This is a genomic window from Actinopolyspora lacussalsi subsp. righensis, assembly GCF_900116555.1.
GTDB lineage: Bacteria > Actinomycetota > Actinomycetes > Mycobacteriales > Pseudonocardiaceae > Actinopolyspora > Actinopolyspora lacussalsi.
Window position 1 is genome coordinate 191,427 of the sequence record NZ_FPAT01000008.1, and the last position, 21,338, is coordinate 212,764.

Genomic DNA, 21,338 nt, shown 5'->3' on the forward strand with positions numbered 1-21,338 from the left:
CTCCGCCGTACGACGCGCGGTGAACACCGGGCGCCGTCGACCGGAGCACCGGCACAATGAACCCGTGCGTGCGGTTCGCCCGCAGGCGCACGGCATACTGTAGAACCGGATCACCCCTATTGGGCTTGAGCGAAATCCGACAACCCGCGACACGAGAGGTGCGCGAGACGCGTGTGCGGCCTGCTTGGACTGGTTTGTCCCACCGAAGAGAACGCAAGCAACGCAACGAACGCGGTGGCCAACGCGCTGCCGTGTCAGCGGCACCGAGGACCGGACGAGAGTGACACGTGGCAGGGCGGCGAGGTCGTCTTCGGTTTCAACCGCCTGTCGGTCATCGACGTCGAGCATTCGCACCAGCCGCTGAGCTGGGGGCCGCCGGAATCACCGGGCAGGTACACGATCCTGTTCAACGGTGAGATCTACAACTACCTCGAACTGCGGGCCGAACTGACCGAGCAGTACGGCGCCGCGTTCAACACCGACGGGGACAGCGAGACGATCATCGTCGCCTACCACTACCTCGGGACTTCGATGGTGGGGCGGCTACGCGGGATGTTCGCGTTCCTGATCTGGGACAACGACCGGCACGTGGTGTTCGGCGCCAGGGATCCCTTCGGGATCAAGCCGATGTACTACGCGACCGGCCCCAACGGGGTCGGTTTCGCCAGTGAGAAGAAGAGCCTGCTGCACCTCGCGGCGACGCTGGGGATCAACGAGGACGTCGACCGGCGTTCGCTGCAGCACTACCTGCTGCTGCAGTACGTGCCGGAGCCGGAATCGCTGCACCGTTCGATCAGGCGGATCGAGTCGGGCACCTCGTTCACCGTGGCCCCGGGTGGGCAACTGGTCACCGAGCGGTACTTCTCCCCCAACTTCACCTCGCGTGAGATTCACAACGACGGCGAGGCCAACCGGCTGCACAACGAGATCGTCGACGTGATGCGCGACTCGGTGGCCAAGCACATGCGTGCCGATGTCACCGTCGGTGCCTTCCTCTCCGGCGGAATCGACTCGACGGCCATCGCCGCGCTGGCCAAGGAGCACAATCCGGACCTGATCACGTTCACCACCGGGTTCGAGCGGCAGGGCTACTCGGAAGTGGACGTGGCCGCGGAATCGGCGGCGGCCATCGGGGTGAAGCACGTCGTGCGTACGGTCTCCGCCGAGGAGATGATGCGGACGCTGCCGCTGATCATCTGGTACCTGGACGATCCGGTGGCGGACCCCGCGCTGGTTCCGCTGTGGTTCATCGCCAGGGAGGCGCGCAAGCACGTCAAGGTCGTGCTCTCCGGCGAGGGCGCCGACGAACTGTTCGGCGGGTACTCGATCTACCGGGAACCGCTCTCGTTGGCCCCGTTCGAGCGGGTCCCCGGATCCGTGCGCAAGGTGATGGGTCGGGTCTCGACCGCGATCCCGGAAGGGGTGCGCGGCAAGGACCTGCTCCGGCGAGGTGCGCTGCCGTTGGAGGAACGCTACTACGGCAACGCGCGGATCTTCCGCGACGACGAGTTGCGGAACCTGCTGCCGGACTACGACCCGCACGTTTCGCACACCGACGTGACGGCGGCGGCCTACCGGACCTCGCAGGGCTGGGACCCGGTGACCCGGATGCAGCACGTGGACCTGTTCACCTGGCTGCGGGGGGACATCCTCGTCAAGGCCGACAAGGTGACCATGGCCAATTCCCTGGAACTGCGGGTTCCGTTCCTCGACAACGAGGTGTTCCGGACGGCGAGCACGATCCCGCTGGAGCAGAAGATCACCAAGGACACCACCAAGTACGCGCTGCGCCGTGCGCTGGCCAAGGTGGTTCCCGGCCACGTGCTCAACCGGCGCAAGCTCGGTTTCCCCGTCCCGATCCGACACTGGTTGCGGGACGAGATGCACGACTGGGCACGCGACATCATCAAGGAGTCCCAGACCGACGCCCTGCTGAACAAACCGGCGGTGCTGCAGTTGCTGGAGGAACACCGTTCCGGAGTGCTGGACCACAGTCGCAGGCTGTGGGCGCTGCTGGTGTTCATGATCTGGCACGGGATATTCGTGGAGAACCGGCTCACGCCCCAGGTGCCGGAACCGCACTACCCCGTGAAGCTTTAGTGAATCTCTGGTGGCCCGGTTTTCCTAGCCGATCACGTGGCGGAACCTCTGGCACGGCTCTCGCTGCGGGTGTCCCGACATCGGGTAGTCACTACACAACGTCGGGGCCGTCCTCGCGAGAGCCGCACCGGAGAACCCGCGGCGGTGCCGACCGCGTGAGTGGCCGGAGTTCGGCCTACGAGGGTGGTCGGTTCGGCACTGCCTCGCACCGGCGCGGCGATTTCGCGAGAAATCGACGCCGCAGCGGCGGTCGAGCGGCGGTGTTCAGCCGGCGGTCGGGGTCGGCGTCGCGGTGCTCCGCTCCGGCGCGGCAGCGGGAACAATGTCGTGCCAGCGGTTGAAGACGTTGTCCGGGTCGTACTCCGCCTTGACCCGTGCGAGTCGCCGGTAGTTGTCGTCGCCGTAGCCGGCCACCACCCGTTCGTGCCCCTCGTCACCGATGAAGTTGAGGTAGACCGCTCCGGTGGTCCACGGCCGCATGTCCGCACGGAGCTCGCGCACCCAGCGGATGGCCCGCTCGTCGGTGGCGGCGTCCGACCACAGCCCGAGCGGGTGGACCACCCATGGAACCGCGCGGTCGGACATCGCCGCACCCACCCCGTTGGCCGAGACCGCGCCACCCCACGGCAGCAGCGCGTGCTGCGCCGGGGACGGCACCGGCATGTCGTTCGCCCGGGCGCAGAACCGGTCCAGCGCCTCGTCGGGCAGCTCGGCCATGTGTTCGGCCGACCAGTAGTTGCGGTACCCGGGTGGATCGTCCAGCAGTGACTGCAGGTCGGCGTAGTCGATGTCGGTGATCAGCTGTCCGGCGGGGCGCAGCCCCAGCAGCGGCCGGATCCGCTCGCGCAGCTCCGACTCGTCGCCCATGAAAGTGACCAGGACGGCACAGCACAGCGTGTCGACGAGTTCGGCAGGCACGAAATCCTCCGGCGGCCCGGTCAGGTAGATCAGCCCACCGCTGATCTCGTCCGGTGCTCCCGCGATGAAATCGCGATACTCGCCCGCCACGGCACGACCCCGTGTCGCGGGCCAGAGCAACAACGCCATCGAGAATTCCGGAATCTCGTGCAACCGGAATGTCAGCGAGGTGGCGATCCCGAAATTGCCTCCCCCGCCGTGCAGTGCCCAGAACAGTTCCGGATTCCGTTCCGCGTCGGCTGTCACCCGATCTCCCGAAGCGGTGACGAGCTCGACCGACACCAGGCTGTCGCAGGCCAGTCCCCATTTCCGTTCCATCCAGCCGGAACCGCCTCCGAGGGTCAGTCCGGCCACTCCGGTCGTGGAGACCCGGCCTCCGGTGGTGGCGAGCTTGTGGGGGCGTCCCGCCCCGTCGAACTCTCCCCAGAGCGTGCCGCCGCCCACCGTGGCCAACAGGTTCTGCGGCTCCACCGTCACCCGGTTGAACCGGCGCATGTCGATGACCAGCCCACCGTCGACGAGACCCGCACCGGCAACGCTGTGCCCGCCGCCGCGCACCGCGACTTCGAGGTCGTGTTCCCCGGCGAAGTCCAGGGACCTGCGAATGTCGTCGATGTCGGCGCAGGCCGCGATCGCCGCGGGCCGCGATTCGATCATCGCGTTGAAGATCTCGCGCTGCCTCTCGTAGTCCGCGTCGCGCGGTGTGTGAATCACACCGTGGAAACCGCCGCGGAGTCGATCGACAGTCGCCGGGTCCACATCCCGCACTGTCATGTCCGGTCACCTCGGATCCCGGGGAGCTACGTCTGGGACGCGGGCGGGCCGCACCGAGCCGCCCGTTGCACGGACACTAGGGAGTGCGGGCGGGTGAGGACAGAGCACGAAGTCCATAGCACCCGGCAGGGGGTCCGGCTTCGACCGCCACCGCCCGACGCCCCGGAACTCCACCGGGGCACCGGGCTCTCGCCGCCGGTCGTCGCCACATCGTTCAGTCGGTGTAGCGCCGGGCCACCACGTCCGGTGTCTCCAGATTCCTGCCCGCGTCCATGTTGTTCGCCAGCTGGACGAACTGGCTCATGGACCACGCGAGCGGAGTCGCCGATCCGGTTCCCTCCCCGAACACGAAGCCGTTCTCGGACGGCCTGTCCCAGACCTGTTCGGGAATGAGGTAGCCCTCGTTGGCCATCCTGGCCATCGTCTCCAGATGAGTACCGGCCGAATCGCCGGAGGCGATCTCGTACTCACCGCGTTCGCCCGTCAGCAACGGCCAGAGCCTGCCGATGCCCGTTCCGGTGTAGGGCTCACCGCCCGCGGCCTCGCCGTAACCGTCGTGGTTGTAGCGGTACCAGCCGGGACCGTTCGGAGTCCGGACCAGCAGCCGGTCGTCGGTTTCGGACAGCGAGTCGAGCACCGCCGGATCGTCGGCGGGCTTGACGCCGAGCCGCACCAGTTCCAGGAATCCCGCGTCGACCACGGCACGTTCGTCGTGACATCCGCCCCCGTTGTTCAGACACAGCTGGTTACCGTTGTTCGGATCACCGTCGTCATCCACACGCAGGTAGTACTCGCCGTCACCGTGCGGGCCGGTCGTGGTGAAGGTCCAGTCCGTCACCTTGCGCTGCCATTCGTCGGCGGTGGCGAGATACCGTCGTGCCGCCTGCCGGTCACCGTGCTGTCGGGCGATGTCAGCCGCGGTGACCAGGCCCGCGATCTCGGCCGCGATGGTCGAGGGGGAATAACCGCTTTCCTCCTCCCAACGCTCCTGCGGGGTGGCGGGACCGTTCTCGACGATGAAGTCGGCGGACTTCCGGAGCTTGGTCCACTCCGCGTCACCGGTCCGGCCCAGCTGCTGCGCCAGCACGATGGGATAGGCGACTTCGTCCAGCTGCAGACTCGGCCAGTGGGGTTCGCCGTCGAGCCAGGTGTTCTGCGGGAACGAACCGTCCTCCCGCCACTGCACGTTCAGCAGGTAGTCGAGCGCTCTGTTGGCGGCGGCGCGATCGCCCAGTGCCATCGCGGCCGTCGCAGTATGGTACAGATCACGCGACCACACCAGGTGGTAACCGCCGGTGCAGCAGCTGTCGGCGTTCTTGGCACCACCCCACGGAATCGAGGTGGACGCCACGAAAGCACCTCGGTAGGTCTTGTCCTCCTGGGACTTCAGCGTCATGGCGGCGACGTTGTACTGGGTGGTCAACCCGCGCGAGGCCACCGATTCGGGAACCCGGTCGAGCGAGGCGAGGTAGCGGTGCCAACCCGCGTCGTACTCGTGCCTGGCCGCGCCGTAACCGTTCGCCAGCGCGCCATGTGCCGCGCTCTTCGCCGCCGCCCTGTCGCCGCCGAAGCCGAGCGCGAGCGTGAACGTGGTGTCGGTCTCGACCGGAACGCGAGCCGTCTGCACGAGATTTCCGGTTTCGTCCGCCCGGTCGTAGCGATTGTCGAGCCGGTGATCTGCGCGGAGATCGCGGTAACCGTCGCTGGACGTACCGCTGTAACCGCTCGTGGCGGCGCTGAAGCCGTTCGAAGCGGCCAGCGCGCTGGCGACCTCACCGTCACTGGCGACCAGGGTGCCTCCGGAAGTGGCTCCGCTGTCGCCCATCCCGCTGCCGTTGAGCGAGGGGTTGTACAGCGCGTAGAGCCGCAGCGGCCCACCCTCCAGCACCTCGAAACGCGTCCGGACCAGCAGCACCGAACGCCGCGGATCGGTTATGTAGGTTTTGGTGATGCGGTATCTGCCGTCGCGGTCGGTGTTGACCTGCCGGTACCGCAGCGAGCGCGAGTCGGGCAGCAGGATCCGGCTCGTGGTGGCGTCGCGCTCCAGTTCGGTGAAGCTCCGCCCGTCGCTGACGACGTACTGCATGTCCTGCACGTTCGGCACGTCCAGGCGCGGGTAGTAGACCTCGTTGAGAATTCCCTGCCCCAGGGTGTGCCAGACCTTCGACTCCAGTGTGGTGGAAGTGCCGACACCTCGTTTGGCACCCGTGGTCCACGCGGAGGACATGCCCGGAGCGCCCGGCGCGGTCGCGGAAACCGCTCCGGCCGGTACACCCGACCCGAGGACGGTCACCAGGGCGAGCACAGCGGCGGAGAACGCAGCCGAGCGGCTGGCCGCCCTCCTCGTTCCCCGCTTCGGCGGTAATCCCATCATCGATTCCTTTCCAGTGCTCGAAAGGTCGGCGAAACATTTCCCGGGCACCGCACAACGCCCGGCCGACGATTCGTCCGGGACGGTGTTCTACATACGCAACAGGACTTGCGCAATCGATAAAGAAGAGTCCCCTGGAAAACGACATCTTGCGACTGTTCAGAATTTCGGGAACGCCGTCCGAGAAACCCCCGGAGGAACCGGAACCGCCAAAAGGAAACGCCGGGAGAGGTATCGCGCTTTTCCGCGATACTCCGAAAGGGGCATTCCGAGCGCCGCCGCGAACCACCGGATCACGCGAGGTAGTCGCCTCACCACGCTCCCGCTGCCGGATGTGAATCTTCTACCCTGGGCGGTGTGAGCACCACTATGCCGGAAAAGTCACCCACGGGTTCCGCCGCCGGAGCGGACACCGGCCGGGAGGAGATCCTGGCCGCGGCGCGCGGTGCCCGCGAGGCCGCCGCCGAGTTCGCCGCCGCGACCCGGGACACCAAGGACACCCTGCTGAACGCGATGGCCGACGCGTTGGCACGCCGCTCCGGAGAGATTCTCGACGCCAACGAGCTCGACCTCACCGCGGCACGCGACTCCGGGATGCCGGAGGCGATGCTGGATCGCCTGAAACTGACCGAATCACGCGTGGCGGAGGTCGCCTCCGGGCTGCGTACGGTGGCGGGGCTGCCGGATCCGGTCGGGGAGACTGTGCGCGGCAGCATGCTGCCGAACGGCCTGGAGCTGCGACAGGTGCGGGTGCCACTCGGGGTGGTCGGCATCGTCTACGAGGGGCGTCCGAACGTCACCGTGGACGCGGCCGGACTGACCCTGAAATCGGGTAACGCCGTGTTGTTGCGCGGCTCCTCCTCGGCGGTACGTTCCAACACCGCGCTGGTCTCGATCCTGCGGGACGTGCTGGTCGAATCCGGCTTCTCCCCGAACCTGGTGACGCTGTTGCCGTGTGCGGACCGTTCCTCGGTTGGGCACCTGGTCACCGCGCGCGGCCTCGTGGACCTGGTGATCCCACGCGGTGGTGCCGGGCTGATCAACGCGGTGGTCGAGGAGGCGACGGTGCCGGTCATCGAGACCGGCGTGGGTAACTGTCACGTCTACGTGGACCGCGCCGCCGACACGGAAAAGACACGGCAAGTGGTCCGCAACGCCAAGACGCGCCGGGTCAGCGTGTGCAACGCGGCGGAGACGCTGCTGGTGCACCGGGAGGTCGCCGAGACGCTGCTGCCGGGACTGGCCCGGGAACTGGCCGAGACCGGGGTGACGTTGCACGCGGACGAGCGTGCTGCCGAGACGATCGGGAACGCGGCACCGGTCACTCCCGCCACCGAGCAGGACTGGGACACCGAGTACCTGTCGATGGACCTGGCGGTGGCGGTGGTCGACTCCCCGGACGAGGCGATGGCGCACATCGCACGACACGGCACGGGTCACACCGAGGCCATCGTCAGCGAGGACGTCTCCACCGTCCGCCGATTCACCACGCGGGTCGACTCAGCCGCGGTCGTGGTCAACGCGTCCACGGCTTTCACCGACGGCGCCCAGTTCGGCATGGGAGCCGAGATCGGGATCTCGACGCAGAAGCTGCACGCCCGCGGCCCGATGGCGCTGCCGGAGCTGACCACGACGAAGTGGCTCGTCTGGGGTGACGGACACACCCGTCCCTGAACAGCGACGTGCGACGCACGAAAACGGGGATGGTGCGGCGAGGCCCCTCGCCGCACCATCCCCGGAAAAAGCCGATCGCGCCCGCTCAGTGGAACGAGTCACCGCAGGCGCACGAACCGCCGGCGTTCGGGTTGTCGATCGTGAAGCCCTGCTTCTCGATCGAATCCACGAAGTCGATCACGGCGCCCTGCAGGTAGGGGGCGCTCATCCGGTCGACGACCACGTCCAGGCCGTTGAAGTCGCGCACCGCGTCCCCGTCGAGCGTGCGCTCGTCGAAGAACAGCTGGTAGCGCAGTCCGGCACACCCACCCGGCTGGACCGCGATGCGAAGATGCATGTCATCGCGCCCCTCCTGGTCCAGCAGGGTCTTGGCCTTGCTGGCCGCCGGGTCGGTCAACGTGACGCCATGAGCGGGCGCTTCGGTCTCCACGGCTGTTTCCTGGGCGGTCATGGCTCTCCCTTGCGGTTAGCGGCTGCTGGCAGGTTCCCGCGACCTCAACGGCCACGGTAAGTGCGAGTATTCCCGCGGTCCAACCCGCGCACGCCGATTGTGACACCCGCGGGTAGCACCGCACATGGTACGCACGGAAAACGATGCGCGTCGCGAACGAGACCAGGGCCCGGCACGGGAGGTGCGCCGCGACGTGCCGCTGCCGGAGCGGCCCACCGCACCACGAGCGATTTCCACGATCGGCACCCACCCGCGGAGTCGGTATTCGTGACACGGACAGTGTCACTTACGCTGGTGGTGTGAAGTTCCTCCGTCGCAACACCGCCGAGCAAACCGCCACCGTCGACAGCGACGAGCACGGTGGCGAGGCGACGCGGGAGAACGCGAACGATTCGAGCCAGGCCAAGGGCAGGCCGACCCCGAAACGTCGCGAGTCCGAGAGCAAACGTCGGGGCCCGGTTCCGCCGCCGCCACGCACCCAGCGCGAGGCGTTCAAGCGGATGCGTCGCAACAAGCCGGAGCGGCGCAAGGCCGCGGCCGAACGGCGCGAACGGATGATGGCGGGTGACGACCGTTACCTCATGCCGCGCGACCGCGGACCGGTCCGGGCACACGTTCGCGACATCGTGGACTCCCGCAGGCACCTGATGGGGCTGTTCATGCCGCTGGTGCTGGTGATATTCCTGGCCACGCTGGTGCAGATCCAGATGGTCGTCCAGATCGCCACGGTGTTCTGCCTGGCGCTGCTGATAACGATGATCTTCGAGGGCACCATGCTCGGTCGGATCGTCACGAAACAGGTGCGCGCCAAGTTCCCCGACGCCAAGGACAAGGGGATCAGCATGGGGTGGTACGCCTTCACCCGTGCGATGCAGCTGCGCAAACTGCGTGTTCCCCGCCCCCGGGTCACTCCGAAGGACATCAACGAGGTCCGGTGAGCACGGCTCGGTCACGGTGCTGGGCGCGCGCCGGGATGTGGATCTAGGCTGGATGTCATGGAGTTTCGTCGGCTCGGCCGCAGCGGCCTGAACATCAGCGAGATCGCTTACGGAAACTGGCTCACCCACGGTTCGCAGGTCGAGGAGGAACAGGCGCAGGCGTGCGTGCTGACCGCTCTCGACGAGGGAATCACCACCTTCGACACGGCGGACGTCTACGCGGCGACCCGGGCCGAGGCGGTACTCGGGCGCGCGCTGTCGGGGGTGCGCCGGGAGAGCATCGAGCTGTTCACCAAGGTCTACTTCCCCACCGGGCAGGGGCCCAACGACCGCGGTCTGGGCCGCAAGCACATCATGGAGTCCTGTGAGGCCTCGCTGCGCAGGCTGCAGACCGACTACGTGGATCTCTACCAGGCGCACCGGTTCGACCGGACCGTTCCGCTGGAAGAGACCATGACCGCGTTCGCCGATCTGGTGCGCCAGGGCAAGGCGCTCTACATCGGCGTTTCGGAGTGGAACGCCGAGCAGATCAGCCGGGCCGCCGAGCTGGCGCGGGAACTGCGCGTACCGCTGGTGTCCAACCAGCCGCAGTACTCGATGCTGTGGCGGGTGATCGAGTCCCAGGTGATCCCGACCTCGGAGCGGGAGGGCCTCGGTCAGATCGTGTGGTCGCCGATCGCGCAGGGCGCGCTGACCGGCAAGTACCTGCCCGGGCAGGAGGCTCCCACCGGTTCGCGGGCGACCGACGAGGCGGGCGGCGCGAACATGATCTCGCGTTGGATGCGGGACGAGGTGCTGGAACCGGTGCAGCAGCTCAAGCCGATCGCCGAGGACCTGGGGCTGTCCATGGCCCAGTTGGCCGTGGCCTGGGTGCTGCAGAACTCGAACGTCTCCGCCGCGATCATCGGCGCGTCCCGTCCGGAGCAGGTCACCGACAACGTGCGGGCCGCAGGGGTGAGACTCGACCAGGACGTGCTCGACAAGATCGACGAGGTCATCGGGCACGTGGCAGAGACCGACCCCCGCCACACCACCACGCCGTGACCGGCTCCGAGCACCGCACCCTGGTACTGGGCGGAGCGCGCTCCGGCAAGTCCGCCCATGCCGAGGGACTGCTGCCTCGGGAGGGTGCCGCCACCTACGTCGCCACCGCACGGCGGGATCCCCGCGACGAGGAGTGGAACCGGCGTATCGCCGACCACGTCGCGCGCCGTCCGGCGAACTGGAACACCGTGGAGGCTCCGCGTCCGGACGAGCTGGTCGACCTGCTGGACAACGCCAGGGCGACGGATCCACCGATCCTCGTCGACGATCTGGCGACCTGGTTGACGGGCGCACTGGACGACGCGGGGGCATGGGAGCGTGACACCTCGGCGCTGACAATCGTGCGAGGACAGCGTGACGAACTGAGACGCGCGAGCGAATCGTGTTCGGCACGGCTGCTCCTCGTCTCGGCCGAGGTCGGTCTGGGTGTGGTCCCGGAGAGCAGGGCGGGTCGGCTGTTCCGGGACGAGCTGGGTGCGCTCAACGCCGGGCTCGCCGAAGTCTGCGACGACGTGCTGCTGCTGGTCGCGGGACTACCATTGCGACTACGTTGAGTGGCTGACCTACGCTGAAGCCCCGGAGTCGGTCACCGCGAGCACACCCCGACGTGGGAGCTCGACGGCGGTGCGTAGCCGAGCGCGGTGTTGCCAAGCACGACTCCGGCCGAACGACTACGGAGGTAAGGCTTGTCCACGGTGCCCGATCCACAACCGGTGCACACCCCATCGGCAGAACCGGCGGACGGCACGGACCGGCCGGGTATCGAATTCGGCGTGGTCCGGCCACCCGACGAACAGGCGCACCGGCAGGCGGTGGCGCGGCACGACGGGCTCACCAAACCCGCCGGCTCGCTCGGCAGGCTTGAGGAACTGGGCGTCTGGGTGGCGGCCAGGCAGGGCACCTGCCCACCCAGGCCGTTCGACCGGCCCCGCGTGGTGGTTTTCGCGGGTGACCACGGGATCGCCACCAACGGCGTCTCGGCCTACCCCAGCGAGGTCACCGCACAGATGGTCGAGAACATCCTCACCGGCGGAGCCGCGGTGAACGCGCTGGCCGCCAACGCCGGAGCTGGGGTACGCGTCGTCGACATGGCCGTGGACGGCGAGACGAACCGGACGATCTCGGCGCACAAGGTCCGCAAGTCGTCCGGTTCGCTCAACGTCGAGGACGCACTCACCGCCCAGCAGGCGCACGAGGCGGTCACCGCGGGCAGGGCACTGGCCGACGAAGAGGTCGACAGCGGAGCCGATCTGCTGATCGCCGGTGACATGGGTATCGGGAACACCACCCCCGCCGCCACCCTCATCGCGGCTCTGACCGAGAACGAACCGGTGGCGGTGGTCGGACGTGGCACCGGGATCGACGACGCGGCGTGGATGCGCAAGACCGCGGCCATCCGGGATGCGCTGCGTCGTGCGCGCAAAGTAGTGGATGATCCGTTGGTGCTGCTGCGCACGGCGGGTGGTGCCGACATCGCCGCCATGGCGGGCTTCCTCGCGCAGGCGTCGGTGCGCCGCACTCCCGTGATCCTCGACGGTGTGGTGGTCGGCTCCGCGGCGATGGTCGCCGAGGAGCTCGCTCCGGGAGCGACTCAGTGGTGGATGGCGGGGCATCGTTCGGTCGAGCCGGGGGCGACCCTGGTGCTGGAGCACCTGGACCTGCGGCCGGTGCTGGATCTCGACATGCGACTGGGCGAGGGTTCCGGAGCCGTCTCGGCCCTGCCGGTGGTCAACGCCGCGATCAGGGTGCTGGCCGAGATGGCGAGCTTCGCCGAAGCGGGTATAGCGGGCCCCACTGCCGACGAGGCGGCGGGAGTCTCCCCGACCGACGCCGCGGACTGAGCGGCGTGCAAGGGCTTCGACTGGCGTTCGCCTGGTTGAGCGTACTGCCGGTGCGGGTCGACACCGTCGACGATCGCACCGGCAGGCGTGCCATCTCGTTCGCTCCGCTGGTGGGAGCCGCTCTCGGGGTGTTCGCCGCTCTCCTCCTCTGGGCGTTGCTCGCACTGGGAGCCCCCGCACTGCTGGCGGGACTGCTCACCGTGGCCGCGCTGGCACTGGCCACCAGGGGAATGCACATCGACGGGCTGGCCGACACCGTGGACGGGTTGGGCTGCTACGGCGCTGCCGAACGGGCGCTTTCGGTGATGCGCGACGGCAGCACCGGCCCGTTCGCGGTGGCCGGACTCGTGCTGACGATCGGAGTGCAGGCCACGGGATTCGCCGCTGCCGCCTCGCACGGCGAGTGGGGAGTCGTCGTACTCGCCTGCGCCGGTGGGAGAGCCGCTTTTCCGCTGTGCTGTCGTAGGGGGATCCCGGCGGCGCGGCAAGAGGGCATGGGCGCGCTGGTGGCGGGCACGCAACCTCGCGGCACCGTGTTCGCCTGGTGGACGGCACTGCTGCTCGCCGGTGGTTTCGCCACACCGGGAACGTGGTGGGTCGGTCTCGCCGCCGTGGTACTGACCTTCGGCTCGCTGTGGGTGCTGAGCAGGCACGTGCTACGCAGGTTCGGCGGAGTTACCGGTGACGTGCTCGGCGCCTGTTGTGAACTCGGGACCACCCTCCTACTAGCCATATGCGCCCTCGGCTGAACTCTTAGGGTTGGCAACTCGGTTGTCATAGCTGGTCGAGAAGCGGAACCTCTGGCACGGCTCTCGCTGCGGGGAGGCCCGACATCGGGTAGTTACTACACAACGTCGGACCTTCCTCGCGAGAGCCGCACCGGAGAACCCGCGGCGGTGCGGGCTGCGAGAGGGTTGGGGGCTCGGACCGCGCGAGTGGTCGGGGTTCGGCTTGAGAGCGACGAAGGGGCGCCAATTTCTCGCGAAATCGCCGCCGCCCCGGGACGCACGTGCCCGGGTGCGTGCGTCGGATGTCGCGGAGCTATCCGCCCGCGACGGAGGGCACGATCCGGACCTCGACACCGTCGCCGAGCGCGGTGGCGGCGCCGTCCAGCGCACGGCACTCCGTGCCGTCGACGTAGAAGTTGACGTAGCGGCGCAACGTTCGGGTCTCGTCCCGAAGTCTGCGTTCCAGGGCGGGGTGGGTGACGGCCAGCTCGTCGAGCAGCTGCCGCAGCGTGGCCTCCTCTTCGAGGGACAGCCGCAGGGTGCCCGCCCCATCGACCGTGGAACGAAGCATCTGCGGGATTACCAGGGTGATTCGCATGATCGTCTCCCGATGGCAGTGGGCGGGCAACGGTTCGCGGCTGGTGGTCAGACCACGGCCGCGCGCAGCGACAGCACGTCCGGCAGGTGTTCGGCGATCCGGGTCCAGCTCTCTCCCCGGTCGGAACTCGCGTAGACCTCGCCGGACCGGGATCCGAAGTACACTCCGGCGGGGTCGCCGTCGTCGAGGCAGAGCGCGTCACGCATGACGGCGGACCAGAACCCCTGCCGGGGGAGTCCTTCACCCAGAGCTTCCCAGGACGCGCCCGCGTCCCTGCTGCGGTAGATCCGGCAGTCTCCCTCCGGTGGGAACCGGTGCGCATCGGCGACCAGTGGGAAGGTGTAGACCGTGTCGGGATCGGCGGGATCCACCGCGACGGGGAAACCGAAGTCGGCGGGTAGTCCTTCGGCGATGGACTCCCAGGTGTCGGCGCCGTCGTCGCTGCGGTAGACGCCGTGGTGGTTCTGCAGGTAGATCCGGTCGGGCGTGGCGGTGTTCCGGGCCATCCGGTGTACGCACTGCCCGAATTCCGGGTATTCGTTCTCCGGCATGAAGTAGGCACGGATGCCGTGGTTGGCGGGGGTCCACTCGGCACCGCCGTCGGTGGTGCGGTAAACGCCGCCGGTGGACATACCGACCAGGACCCGGTCCGGGTGCCGGGGGTCGGGCAGGATCGTGTGCACCGCCTGTCCCCCGAACCCCGGGAACCACTCGGCGCGATGCGGGTGGTCCCAGAGCCCACGCACGAGTTCGTAGTTGCTGCCGCCGTCCTCGGAGCGGAACAGCGCGGACGGCTCCGTCCCCGCGTACACCACTCCGGGCTCGCCGGAAGGTCCGGGCACGATCTGCCACACGCGCCGCAACGAGGTCCCGGTGTCGCTGGGAAAAGCCACCGGGGCGTGCTCGGGCTCCTGCCAGCTGTCTCCCAGATCGTCACTGGTCACCAGGGTGGGGCCAAAGTGCGGACTCTCGGTACCGGCCAACACCCGCGGTTTGCCCCTGGTGTCGACGGCCACCGAGTAGACCTCGGTCATCGGCAACCAGGGGCCGGTGAGGTGCCAACGCCCACCGTTCCGGCGTGCCAGCCACAACCCCTTCCGGGTACCGATCACGAGCAATACGGACGAGGACACGACTGCCTCCCGTGGGTGTTGAGTGGACTCTCACCGGGAAGGTACGCCGGACCCCCGACAGTCGCCGTGTCACGGTAACCGGATCGGAGGAAGTGATCAGGCCAGCTTCGTCATCCAGCCCTCGGGGTCGGGCAGTTCGCCGTACTGGATGCCGGTCAGCTGCTCACGGAGCTTCATGGTCAGCTCTCCCGGCCCGCCGTCCCCGATCGTGAATTCGCCGCCGCTGTGCCTGACCTTGCCCACCGGGGTGATGACGGCGGCGGTCCCGCAGGCGAACACCTCGGTGATCTCGCCGGAGAGGGCCTTCTGCTCCCATTCGTCGGTGGTGATGCGGCGTTCCTCGACTTCGAGCCCGAGCCGTTCGCCCATCCGCAGCAACGAGGACCTGGTGATGCCGGGCAGCAGGCTGCCGGTCAGTTCCGGGGTGACCAACCGTGCCTCCGCACCCGAACCGAGCACGAAGAACAGGTTCATTCCGCCCATCTCCTCGACGGCACGCCGTTCCACGGCATCCAGCCAGACGACCTGGTCACAGCCCTGTTCGGCGGCCTGGGCCTGCGCCACGAACGAGGCGGCGTAGTTGCCCGCGAACTTCGCGGCTCCGGTGCCGCCCGGGCTGGCGCGGACGTACTCCCTGCTGAGCCACACGGTGACCGGCTTGACGCCGCTCGCGAAGTAGGAACCGGCGGGCGAGGCGATCAGCGTGTACAGATAGCTGCTCGCCGGGCGGTTGACCCCGAGGGTGCGCTCGGTGGAGATCATGAACGGCCGCAGGTACAGCGAGCTCTCGCCTTCCGTAGGCACCCACTGGTTGTCGACCGAGACCAGTTCACGCAGCGAGTCGAGGAAGATCTCCTCGGGCAGTTCCGGCATGGCCAGCCTGCGTGCCGAGTCCTGGAAGCGGGCGGCATTGGCCCACGGGCGGAACGAGGCGATCGAGCCGTCGGGCTGGTGGTAGGCCTTCAGCCCCTCGAAGATGGCCTGTCCGTAGTGCAGCACCGTAGTGGCGGGATCCAACTCGACGGGGTGGTAGGGCTCCAGCCTGGCGTCGTGCCAACCCTGCTCGGTGCTCCACCGTGCGGTGACCATGTGATCGGTGAAGTAATTCCCGAACCCGGGATCGGCGAGTACCTTCGAACGATGTTCCGCACTCGCGGGTCGCGGGGTCTCGGTCCGGGTGAAAACGACGGGTTGGCTCATGAACGTACCGTATCGCGCGCCCGAGAGCAGTGGAAACCTGACCGGTAACGATTGGGCGACCGAGTATCAGCGTCCCTTATGGTCGGTCGTACGACAGTCGTAGGCACCTCGCGGGACGCGCCGTGAGAGCTCGTTGGCGTCGGGTGTTCGCGGAGTTACCGGACGTCGTGTTCCTCGGGAGGGCGCTCGTGGTGCGAGCTTCGCTCGAAACCACGCGACCGCCGAATCGCCCCCGCCGTCACCGGCACCAGGACCACCACCGCCAGCGTGACCGCCATCGCGGGCACGGGCATGCTCATGGCCAGAATCACCGACAGGCCCATCCCCAGGCAGGCCGTCCGCCTGGGCAGTTTCCCGCCGTCGAGCAACAGAACTCTCGCCGCCGCGTTGACCAGCGCGTAGTGGACCAGCAGACAGCACGCGGCGATCGGGACGGCCTGTTCCGGCCCGAGGAACAACGTCAGCGACGCGGCCACCACGGCCAGCACCAGGTCGAACGGGTAGGGGGTCCCGGCGGGACCGGCACGACGCGACAGCACCGGCAGCTCACCGTCGGAGACCAGAGCCGCACCGGTGGAACGCGCCGATTCCAGCACCGCGAGCAGCACCGGCGACATGGCCAGCGCGGCCGCCGTCCCCACTCCCGAGGTCAGCGCTGCCGCGTCGGCCGCACGCAACGCGTCGAGCAGCGGTGCCGGCGACAACGCCAGCCGCGCGGAACCGAGCTGGTACGACACCGCCACCAGCACCACCGTCAGCACCACACCGGCGGCGAGCAACACAGCGGGCAGGGCACGGTCCAGCACGGCCGCCGGATACCGATCCGTCCTGTCCGCGGCGGCGGTCAGCCGCTCGAAACCGACGAGGCCGAAGAACAACACTCCCGCCGCTCCGGAAACCGCCAACGGCCCCTGGGGCGAGACCGACGGGGAGTCCACCGGAGTGATCGCCAGGCACGCGGCGGTCACCACACCGAGCACCGCGATCGTCAGCGCCAGCCAGAGCCAACCGGCCAATCCCCTGATCCGAAGTCCTGCGGTGGAGGCGAGTACCGCGAGCAGCGGGAACGAGACCGCGGCCAACGGCTGTGGGGTCGGTAGATAGCGGGCGGCCGCGCCCGCTACGGCCGTCAGCGCCGCGACATGACCGAACAGTCCCGTACCGGCGGCGATTCGGCCGGGAACCACTCCCAGTTTGTCCCGCACACACGCGTATCCGGCACCTGTAGGCCCGTAGGAATCGGCCTGGTGCCTCGTGGCGCTCGCGGCACACCAGGCGGTGACGACCGCCACCGGCACGGCGAACGGCGTCCACGGTCCCGCGATCGACACGGCCGGTGCCACGCCGAGGAACACCCCGGCACCCAGCATGGCACCGAGCGCGAGCGGAGCCGCTCGCCTCACGACTGTCGAACCAACCGAGGGCCCCGATCGTTCGGCCAAGCAAATCATCCTCGTAGTAATGAGACCTCGTCCTCGCCCCGAGGAACGTCCCGCCGGTTCTCCACGCCGCGGCTCCCCGCTCGGTGCGGGCCGCACCGCGGGCACACGGAAGCCACGACGAGCACGTCACCACCGGACAACGCACTGACGGCATCGACCGCTCACCGAAACGGTACTCGGGAACGAAACCGCGAAGTCGGGGACTCGGGGCGAAACCGTGTGCCGCGAGTGATCTCCCGACGACACGGCGACACGAACACGGGCTGGTACGCGCACCGACGGAGACACCGTTCTACAGTGCCCGCGGAAGCGATATGCGGTGGGCAGGTGCTAAGCATCGGCCCGACGGCACACAACTCCGGGAGGAGCCACAGGTGACAACCCCCAAACTCGCCCTGGTCGACGGCGCCGCGGCGAAGCTGACGGTGGAAACCCTCGTCATCGGAACCGTGGAAGGCGCGGACGGCCTCGAACTCGCACCGGGAACGAACGAGATCGCCGCGGCGTTCGACGGCAACCTGACCGAGACGCTGACCCTGCTGGGCGCCACCGGCAAGGCCGAGGAGGTCGTCAAACTCGCGGCGAGTGGGTCGTTGCGGGCGGAAGTCCTGCTCGCTGTCGGACTCGGCAAGCGCGATCCGAACGAGGAGATCCCGAGCGAGTCGGTGCGCCGCGCCGCGGGCGCGGCGGCGCGCGCGATGACCGGGGTCTCGCACGCGGCCACCACGCTGTCCGAACTGGACGTTTCAGCGGCGGTGCAGGGAACGGTGATGGGTTCCTACGCGTTCACCCGGTACAAGTCCTCGCCCGGTGACGACCCGGTGAGCAAAGTGGACCTGGTGGTCTCCGAGGCCAAGGACGACTCCGCGAAATCCGCGCTGAAGGGAGCCACGGCGATCGGCGAGGCGGTCAACACCGCCCGGGACCTGATCAACACCCCGCCGAACGACCTGCCACCTGCCGCGATGGCGGAGCGCGCCTCCGAACTGGGCCGTTCGGCCGGGCTGGACGTCGAAGTGCTCGACGCCGACGATCTGCGCAAACACGGCTACGGCGGCATCCTGGGCGTCGGCGAGGGATCCTCCCGGCCACCGCGGTTGGTCCGGATGCGGCACAAGGGGCAGAAGGGTTCCCGGAAGGTGGCGCTGGTCGGCAAGGGCGTGACCTTCGACACCGGCGGCATCTCCCTCAAGCCCGCCGCGGGGATGGACGAGATGACCTCGGACATGTCCGGTGCGGCCGCGGTCATCGCCACCATGGTGCTGGCGGCCAAACTCAACTACCCGCTCGACATCACCGCCACCGTTCCGATGGCGGAGAACATGCCGTCCGGCACCGCTTACCGGCCGGGTGACGTGTTGAGCATGTACGGCGGCAAGACCGTCGAGGTTCTCAACACCGACGCCGAGGGCAGGTTGATCCTGGCGGACGCGATCACCCGCGCCTGCGAGGACGATCCCGAGTACCTGATCGAGGCATCGACCCTGACCGGTGCGCAGCTGGTCGCGTTGGGCAAGCGGACACCGGGTGTCATGGGAAGCGAAGATTTCCGGGACCGCGTGGCCGAACTGTCCAGGGCGACCGGTGAGGCCGGTTGGGCCATGCCGTTGCCGGACGAGTTGCGGGGCGACCTCGACTCGAAGCTGGCCGACATCGCCAATGTCACCGGCCAGCGCTGGGCGGGCATGCTGGTGGCCGGACGTTTCCTCAGCGAGTTCGTGGCGGAGGACGTCGCCTGGGCACACATCGACGTGGCCGGTCCGGCGTACAACTCGAACTCCCCGTGGGGCTACACCCCCAAGGGGGGAACCGGTGTTCCGGTGCGGACGATGGCCGCTGTGCTGGCGGATATCGCCGAACGAAACTGAACGAGCCCAGCAGTGGAGCTTACCCGGGTTCGGGTGGCCGGCACGTGAGTCGGCGCCTTGCCGCGTGGGGCCGCTCTCGAGTGGCGACCTACGCGGCGAGCGGCCCGGCCTCGCGACGCATCCGACTCACGCACCGGGGACAGTCCCGGTCGTCGTCGGCCGGGTACTCGGGTGAGGCGAACTCTCCGCTGTGGTTGCCCGGGCTCCGCGACTCAGCCGGGCGCGGGTACCGCCGTGGGATCACTTCTCGAGCCCGCGGCGGTACTCGCGACGGCGCAGCACGCGCTGCTTGCGCTGGTAGTCGCGCATCCGCTGCGGGTAACCGACCTTGTTGACCTCGTAAAACGGAACACCCAGCCGATGCGTGAAACGGATCGCGGCATCCCGACCCTCGATCCGACGCCGCGTCCACTCCCCGTCGTGGGCGACGAAGACGATCGTCGTCTCGGTCACCGGAGTCGGTGGTTCCAGGAACCCCTCGACACCGCGACGTTGCGCAGCCCACTGCCGGAGGTGTTCGGTGTCCTGGTTCCGCTCGGGGCGGGTGCGTCGCGACCGACCACGACGGCGTAGACGCTCGAACAGGCCCACGGTTCTACCTCCTTGACCGGTTACCACGATATTGCCAGTCGGGGCATAAAAACCACCTTTCGTGACGTTGCACCCGGTAGCGAGTGTGATCTTCACGCCATTTGTCCCGGAAACACGGGCAGCCCGTCTCGCGCCCGTGACTCGCGTGGTGACAAGATGGCTTTCGGTGCCGGAGCTCCGCGCGGGCTCCGGTAACGAGTTGAAGAAATGATGCCTGTCGAGGAGTGCGAAGTGACCGACACGTCCGCCGATCTAGTCATTCTCGGTGGCGGCTCCGGCGGCTACGCCTGCGCTTTCCGCGCGGCGGAGCTGGGCCTTTCCGTCACCCTCATCGAAAAGGACAAGCTCGGTGGGACCTGTCTGCACCGAGGGTGCATCCCCACCAAAGCGCTGTTGCACGCCGCGGAGGTCGCGGACTCGGCCCGCGAGAGCGAGCAGTTCGGCGTGAAGGCCTCCCTCGAGGGCATCGACATCGATGGCGTCAACTCGTACAAGGACGGCATCGTCACCAAACTGCACAAGGGTCTGCAGGGGCTCGCCAAGGCCCACAAGATCAACTACGTTGAGGGTGCGGGCACCCTCGTCGACGCCAACACGGTGGAGGTCGACGGCACCCGCTACACCGGCACCAATGTGGTGCTCGCCACCGGCTCCTACTCCAAGACGCTGCCCGGTCTGGAGTTCGGCGGCCGGATCATCGCCAGTGAGCAGGCACTCAACCTCGACTACGTACCGGACAAGGTCGTCGTGCTCGGCGGCGGCGTCATCGGTGTGGAGTTCGCCAGCGTGTGGCGCTCCTTCGGTGCGGAGGTCAACATCGTCGAGGCGCTGCCCCACCTGGTGCCGAACGAGGACGAGTACTGCTCCAAGCAGCTCGAACGCGCCTTCCGCAAGCGGGGGATCAAGTTCTCCACCGGCGTGAAGTTCACCGGCGCGGAGCAGAGCGAGTCCGGCGTGACCGTCAGCCTGGAGAACGGCGAGACCATCGACGCCGATCTGCTGTTGGTCGCCGTGGGACGCGGACCCAACACAGCCGGGCACGGCTATGAAGAGGCGGGCGTGTCCTTGGAGCGCGGTTTCGTGCGCACCGACGAGCGGTTGCGCACCAACCTCCCCGGCGTGTACGCGGTGGGCGACATCGTCCCCGGGCTGCAGTTGGCGCACCGCGGGTTCCAGCAGGGCGTGTTCATCGCCGAGGACATCGCGGGGCTGAACCCACCGGTCATCGACGAGGCCGGCATCCCGCGAGTGACCTACAGCCACCCCGAGGTCGCCTCGGTCGGACTGACCGAGAGCGCCGCCCGGGAGCAGTACGACAAAGTGGAGACCTTCACCTACGACCTCGCGGGCAACGGCAAGAGCCAGATCCTCAAGACGGCGGGAGCCGCCAAGATCGTTCGTGCCGCGGACGGGCCGGTGCTGGGGCTGCACCTGATCGGTGACCGGGTGGGCGAACTGATCAGCGAAGCCCAACTCATCTACAACTGGGAGGCCCTGCCGGAGGACGTCGCTCCGCTGGTGCACGCCCACCCGACCCAGTCCGAGGCGCTCGGCGAAGCGCATCTCGCCCTGGCGGGCAAACCGCTCCACGTACACGGCTGACGCATTCCGCTCAACCGGTCACGTCAGAGCCCATCACACGCCACGAGTACGAGGAGTCAGCAACA

Annotated in this window: 17 protein-coding genes; 9 read left to right on the plus strand and 8 right to left on the minus strand. The window is 68.2% G+C overall.

The window, feature by feature from the left end; genetic code table 11:
* Nucleotides 1-171 precede the first annotated feature (171 nt).
* A complete protein-coding gene (gene asnB, locus BM394_RS15685; protein ID WP_092927040.1) occupies nucleotides 172-2,100 on the plus strand; it encodes an asparagine synthase (glutamine-hydrolyzing) in 1,929 nt (642 codons plus the stop codon).
* 264 nt (nucleotides 2,101-2,364) lie between these two features.
* Here the strand turns inward: asnB and BM394_RS15690 are convergent, their stop codons facing one another.
* Together BM394_RS15690 and BM394_RS15695 are read right to left on the minus strand one after the other, a co-directional pair.
* The gene (locus BM394_RS15690; RefSeq protein ID WP_092979290.1) at nucleotides 2,365-3,792 is read right to left on the minus strand and encodes an FAD-binding oxidoreductase; all 1,428 of its coding nucleotides are present in this window, start codon (nucleotides 3,790-3,792) and stop codon (nucleotides 2,365-2,367) included.
* Nucleotides 3,793-4,006: 214 nt separating this feature from the next.
* On the minus strand, nucleotides 4,007-6,163 hold the full coding sequence (locus BM394_RS15695; RefSeq protein ID WP_092979425.1) for a glucan 1,4-alpha-glucosidase: 2,157 nt from the start codon (nucleotides 6,161-6,163) through the stop codon (nucleotides 4,007-4,009).
* 369 nt (nucleotides 6,164-6,532) lie between these two features.
* Here BM394_RS15695 and BM394_RS15700 point away from each other — a divergent pair, with 369 nt between their 5' ends.
* Nucleotides 6,533-7,837, plus strand: a complete 1,305-nt coding sequence (locus tag BM394_RS15700) for a glutamate-5-semialdehyde dehydrogenase (RefSeq protein WP_092979292.1) — start codon at nucleotides 6,533-6,535, stop codon at nucleotides 7,835-7,837.
* 85 nt (nucleotides 7,838-7,922) lie between these two features.
* Here the strand turns inward: BM394_RS15700 and BM394_RS15705 are convergent, their stop codons facing one another.
* Nucleotides 7,923-8,288: a HesB/IscA family protein gene (locus tag BM394_RS15705; RefSeq protein WP_092979295.1), complete on the minus strand. Its 366-nt coding sequence runs from the start codon at nucleotides 8,286-8,288 to the stop codon at nucleotides 7,923-7,925.
* Nucleotides 8,289-8,587: 299 nt separating this feature from the next.
* Between BM394_RS15705 and BM394_RS15710 the strand changes: the two genes are divergently transcribed.
* From BM394_RS15710 to BM394_RS15730, 5 genes are all read left to right on the plus strand, one after another.
* Nucleotides 8,588-9,226 carry a DUF3043 domain-containing protein gene (locus BM394_RS15710; protein ID WP_092927030.1) on the plus strand — a complete coding sequence of 213 codons (639 nt, stop codon included), beginning with the start codon at nucleotides 8,588-8,590 and terminating at the stop codon, nucleotides 9,224-9,226.
* Nucleotides 9,227-9,283: 57 nt separating this feature from the next.
* Complete coding sequence (locus BM394_RS15715; protein ID WP_092979298.1) at nucleotides 9,284-10,270, plus strand: aldo/keto reductase family protein; 987 nt, start codon at nucleotides 9,284-9,286, stop codon at nucleotides 10,268-10,270.
* On the plus strand, nucleotides 10,267-10,824 hold the full coding sequence (locus tag BM394_RS15720) for a bifunctional adenosylcobinamide kinase/adenosylcobinamide-phosphate guanylyltransferase (RefSeq protein WP_092979302.1): 558 nt from the start codon (nucleotides 10,267-10,269) through the stop codon (nucleotides 10,822-10,824). Before BM394_RS15715 ends, BM394_RS15720 begins: the two co-directional genes overlap by 4 nt.
* 159 nt (nucleotides 10,825-10,983) lie before the next feature.
* On the plus strand, nucleotides 10,984-12,111 hold the full coding sequence (cobT, locus tag BM394_RS15725) for a nicotinate-nucleotide--dimethylbenzimidazole phosphoribosyltransferase (RefSeq protein ID WP_425427666.1): 1,128 nt from the start codon (nucleotides 10,984-10,986) through the stop codon (nucleotides 12,109-12,111).
* Between the two features lie 5 nt (nucleotides 12,112-12,116).
* Nucleotides 12,117-12,860, plus strand: coding sequence for an adenosylcobinamide-GDP ribazoletransferase (locus BM394_RS15730; protein WP_092979305.1), 744 nt, complete (start codon nucleotides 12,117-12,119; stop codon nucleotides 12,858-12,860).
* Nucleotides 12,861-13,152: 292 nt separating this feature from the next.
* On the opposite strand, the gene BM394_RS15735 is transcribed toward BM394_RS15730, so the two are convergent.
* The 4 genes from BM394_RS15735 to BM394_RS15750 form a co-directional block, all read right to left on the minus strand.
* The gene (locus BM394_RS15735) at nucleotides 13,153-13,437 is read right to left on the minus strand and encodes a MoaD/ThiS family protein (RefSeq protein ID WP_092979307.1); all 285 of its coding nucleotides are present in this window, start codon (nucleotides 13,435-13,437) and stop codon (nucleotides 13,153-13,155) included.
* 47 nt (nucleotides 13,438-13,484) lie between these two features.
* Nucleotides 13,485-14,570 (minus strand): WD40/YVTN/BNR-like repeat-containing protein, encoded by a 1,086-nt coding sequence (locus BM394_RS15740; RefSeq protein WP_092979310.1) that lies wholly within the window; start codon nucleotides 14,568-14,570, stop codon nucleotides 13,485-13,487.
* A gap of 96 nt (nucleotides 14,571-14,666) precedes the next feature.
* On the minus strand, nucleotides 14,667-15,770 hold the full coding sequence (locus BM394_RS15745) for a branched-chain amino acid aminotransferase (RefSeq protein WP_092979314.1): 1,104 nt from the start codon (nucleotides 15,768-15,770) through the stop codon (nucleotides 14,667-14,669).
* A gap of 155 nt (nucleotides 15,771-15,925) precedes the next feature.
* Nucleotides 15,926-17,173, minus strand: coding sequence for an APC family permease (locus BM394_RS15750; protein ID WP_245780234.1), 1,248 nt, complete (start codon nucleotides 17,171-17,173; stop codon nucleotides 15,926-15,928).
* A gap of 413 nt (nucleotides 17,174-17,586) precedes the next feature.
* Between BM394_RS15750 and BM394_RS15755 the strand changes: the two genes are divergently transcribed.
* Nucleotides 17,587-19,080 carry a leucyl aminopeptidase gene (locus tag BM394_RS15755; protein WP_092979317.1) on the plus strand — a complete coding sequence of 498 codons (1,494 nt, stop codon included), beginning with the start codon at nucleotides 17,587-17,589 and terminating at the stop codon, nucleotides 19,078-19,080.
* Between the two features lie 240 nt (nucleotides 19,081-19,320).
* Here BM394_RS15755 and BM394_RS15760 read toward each other — a convergent pair whose 3' ends face one another.
* The gene (locus BM394_RS15760) at nucleotides 19,321-19,671 is read right to left on the minus strand and encodes an oxidoreductase (RefSeq protein WP_092979319.1); all 351 of its coding nucleotides are present in this window, start codon (nucleotides 19,669-19,671) and stop codon (nucleotides 19,321-19,323) included.
* 231 nt (nucleotides 19,672-19,902) lie between these two features.
* Here BM394_RS15760 and lpdA point away from each other — a divergent pair, with 231 nt between their 5' ends.
* On the plus strand, nucleotides 19,903-21,273 hold the full coding sequence (gene lpdA, locus BM394_RS15765; protein WP_092979430.1) for a dihydrolipoyl dehydrogenase: 1,371 nt from the start codon (nucleotides 19,903-19,905) through the stop codon (nucleotides 21,271-21,273).
* Nucleotides 21,274-21,338 lie beyond the last annotated feature (65 nt).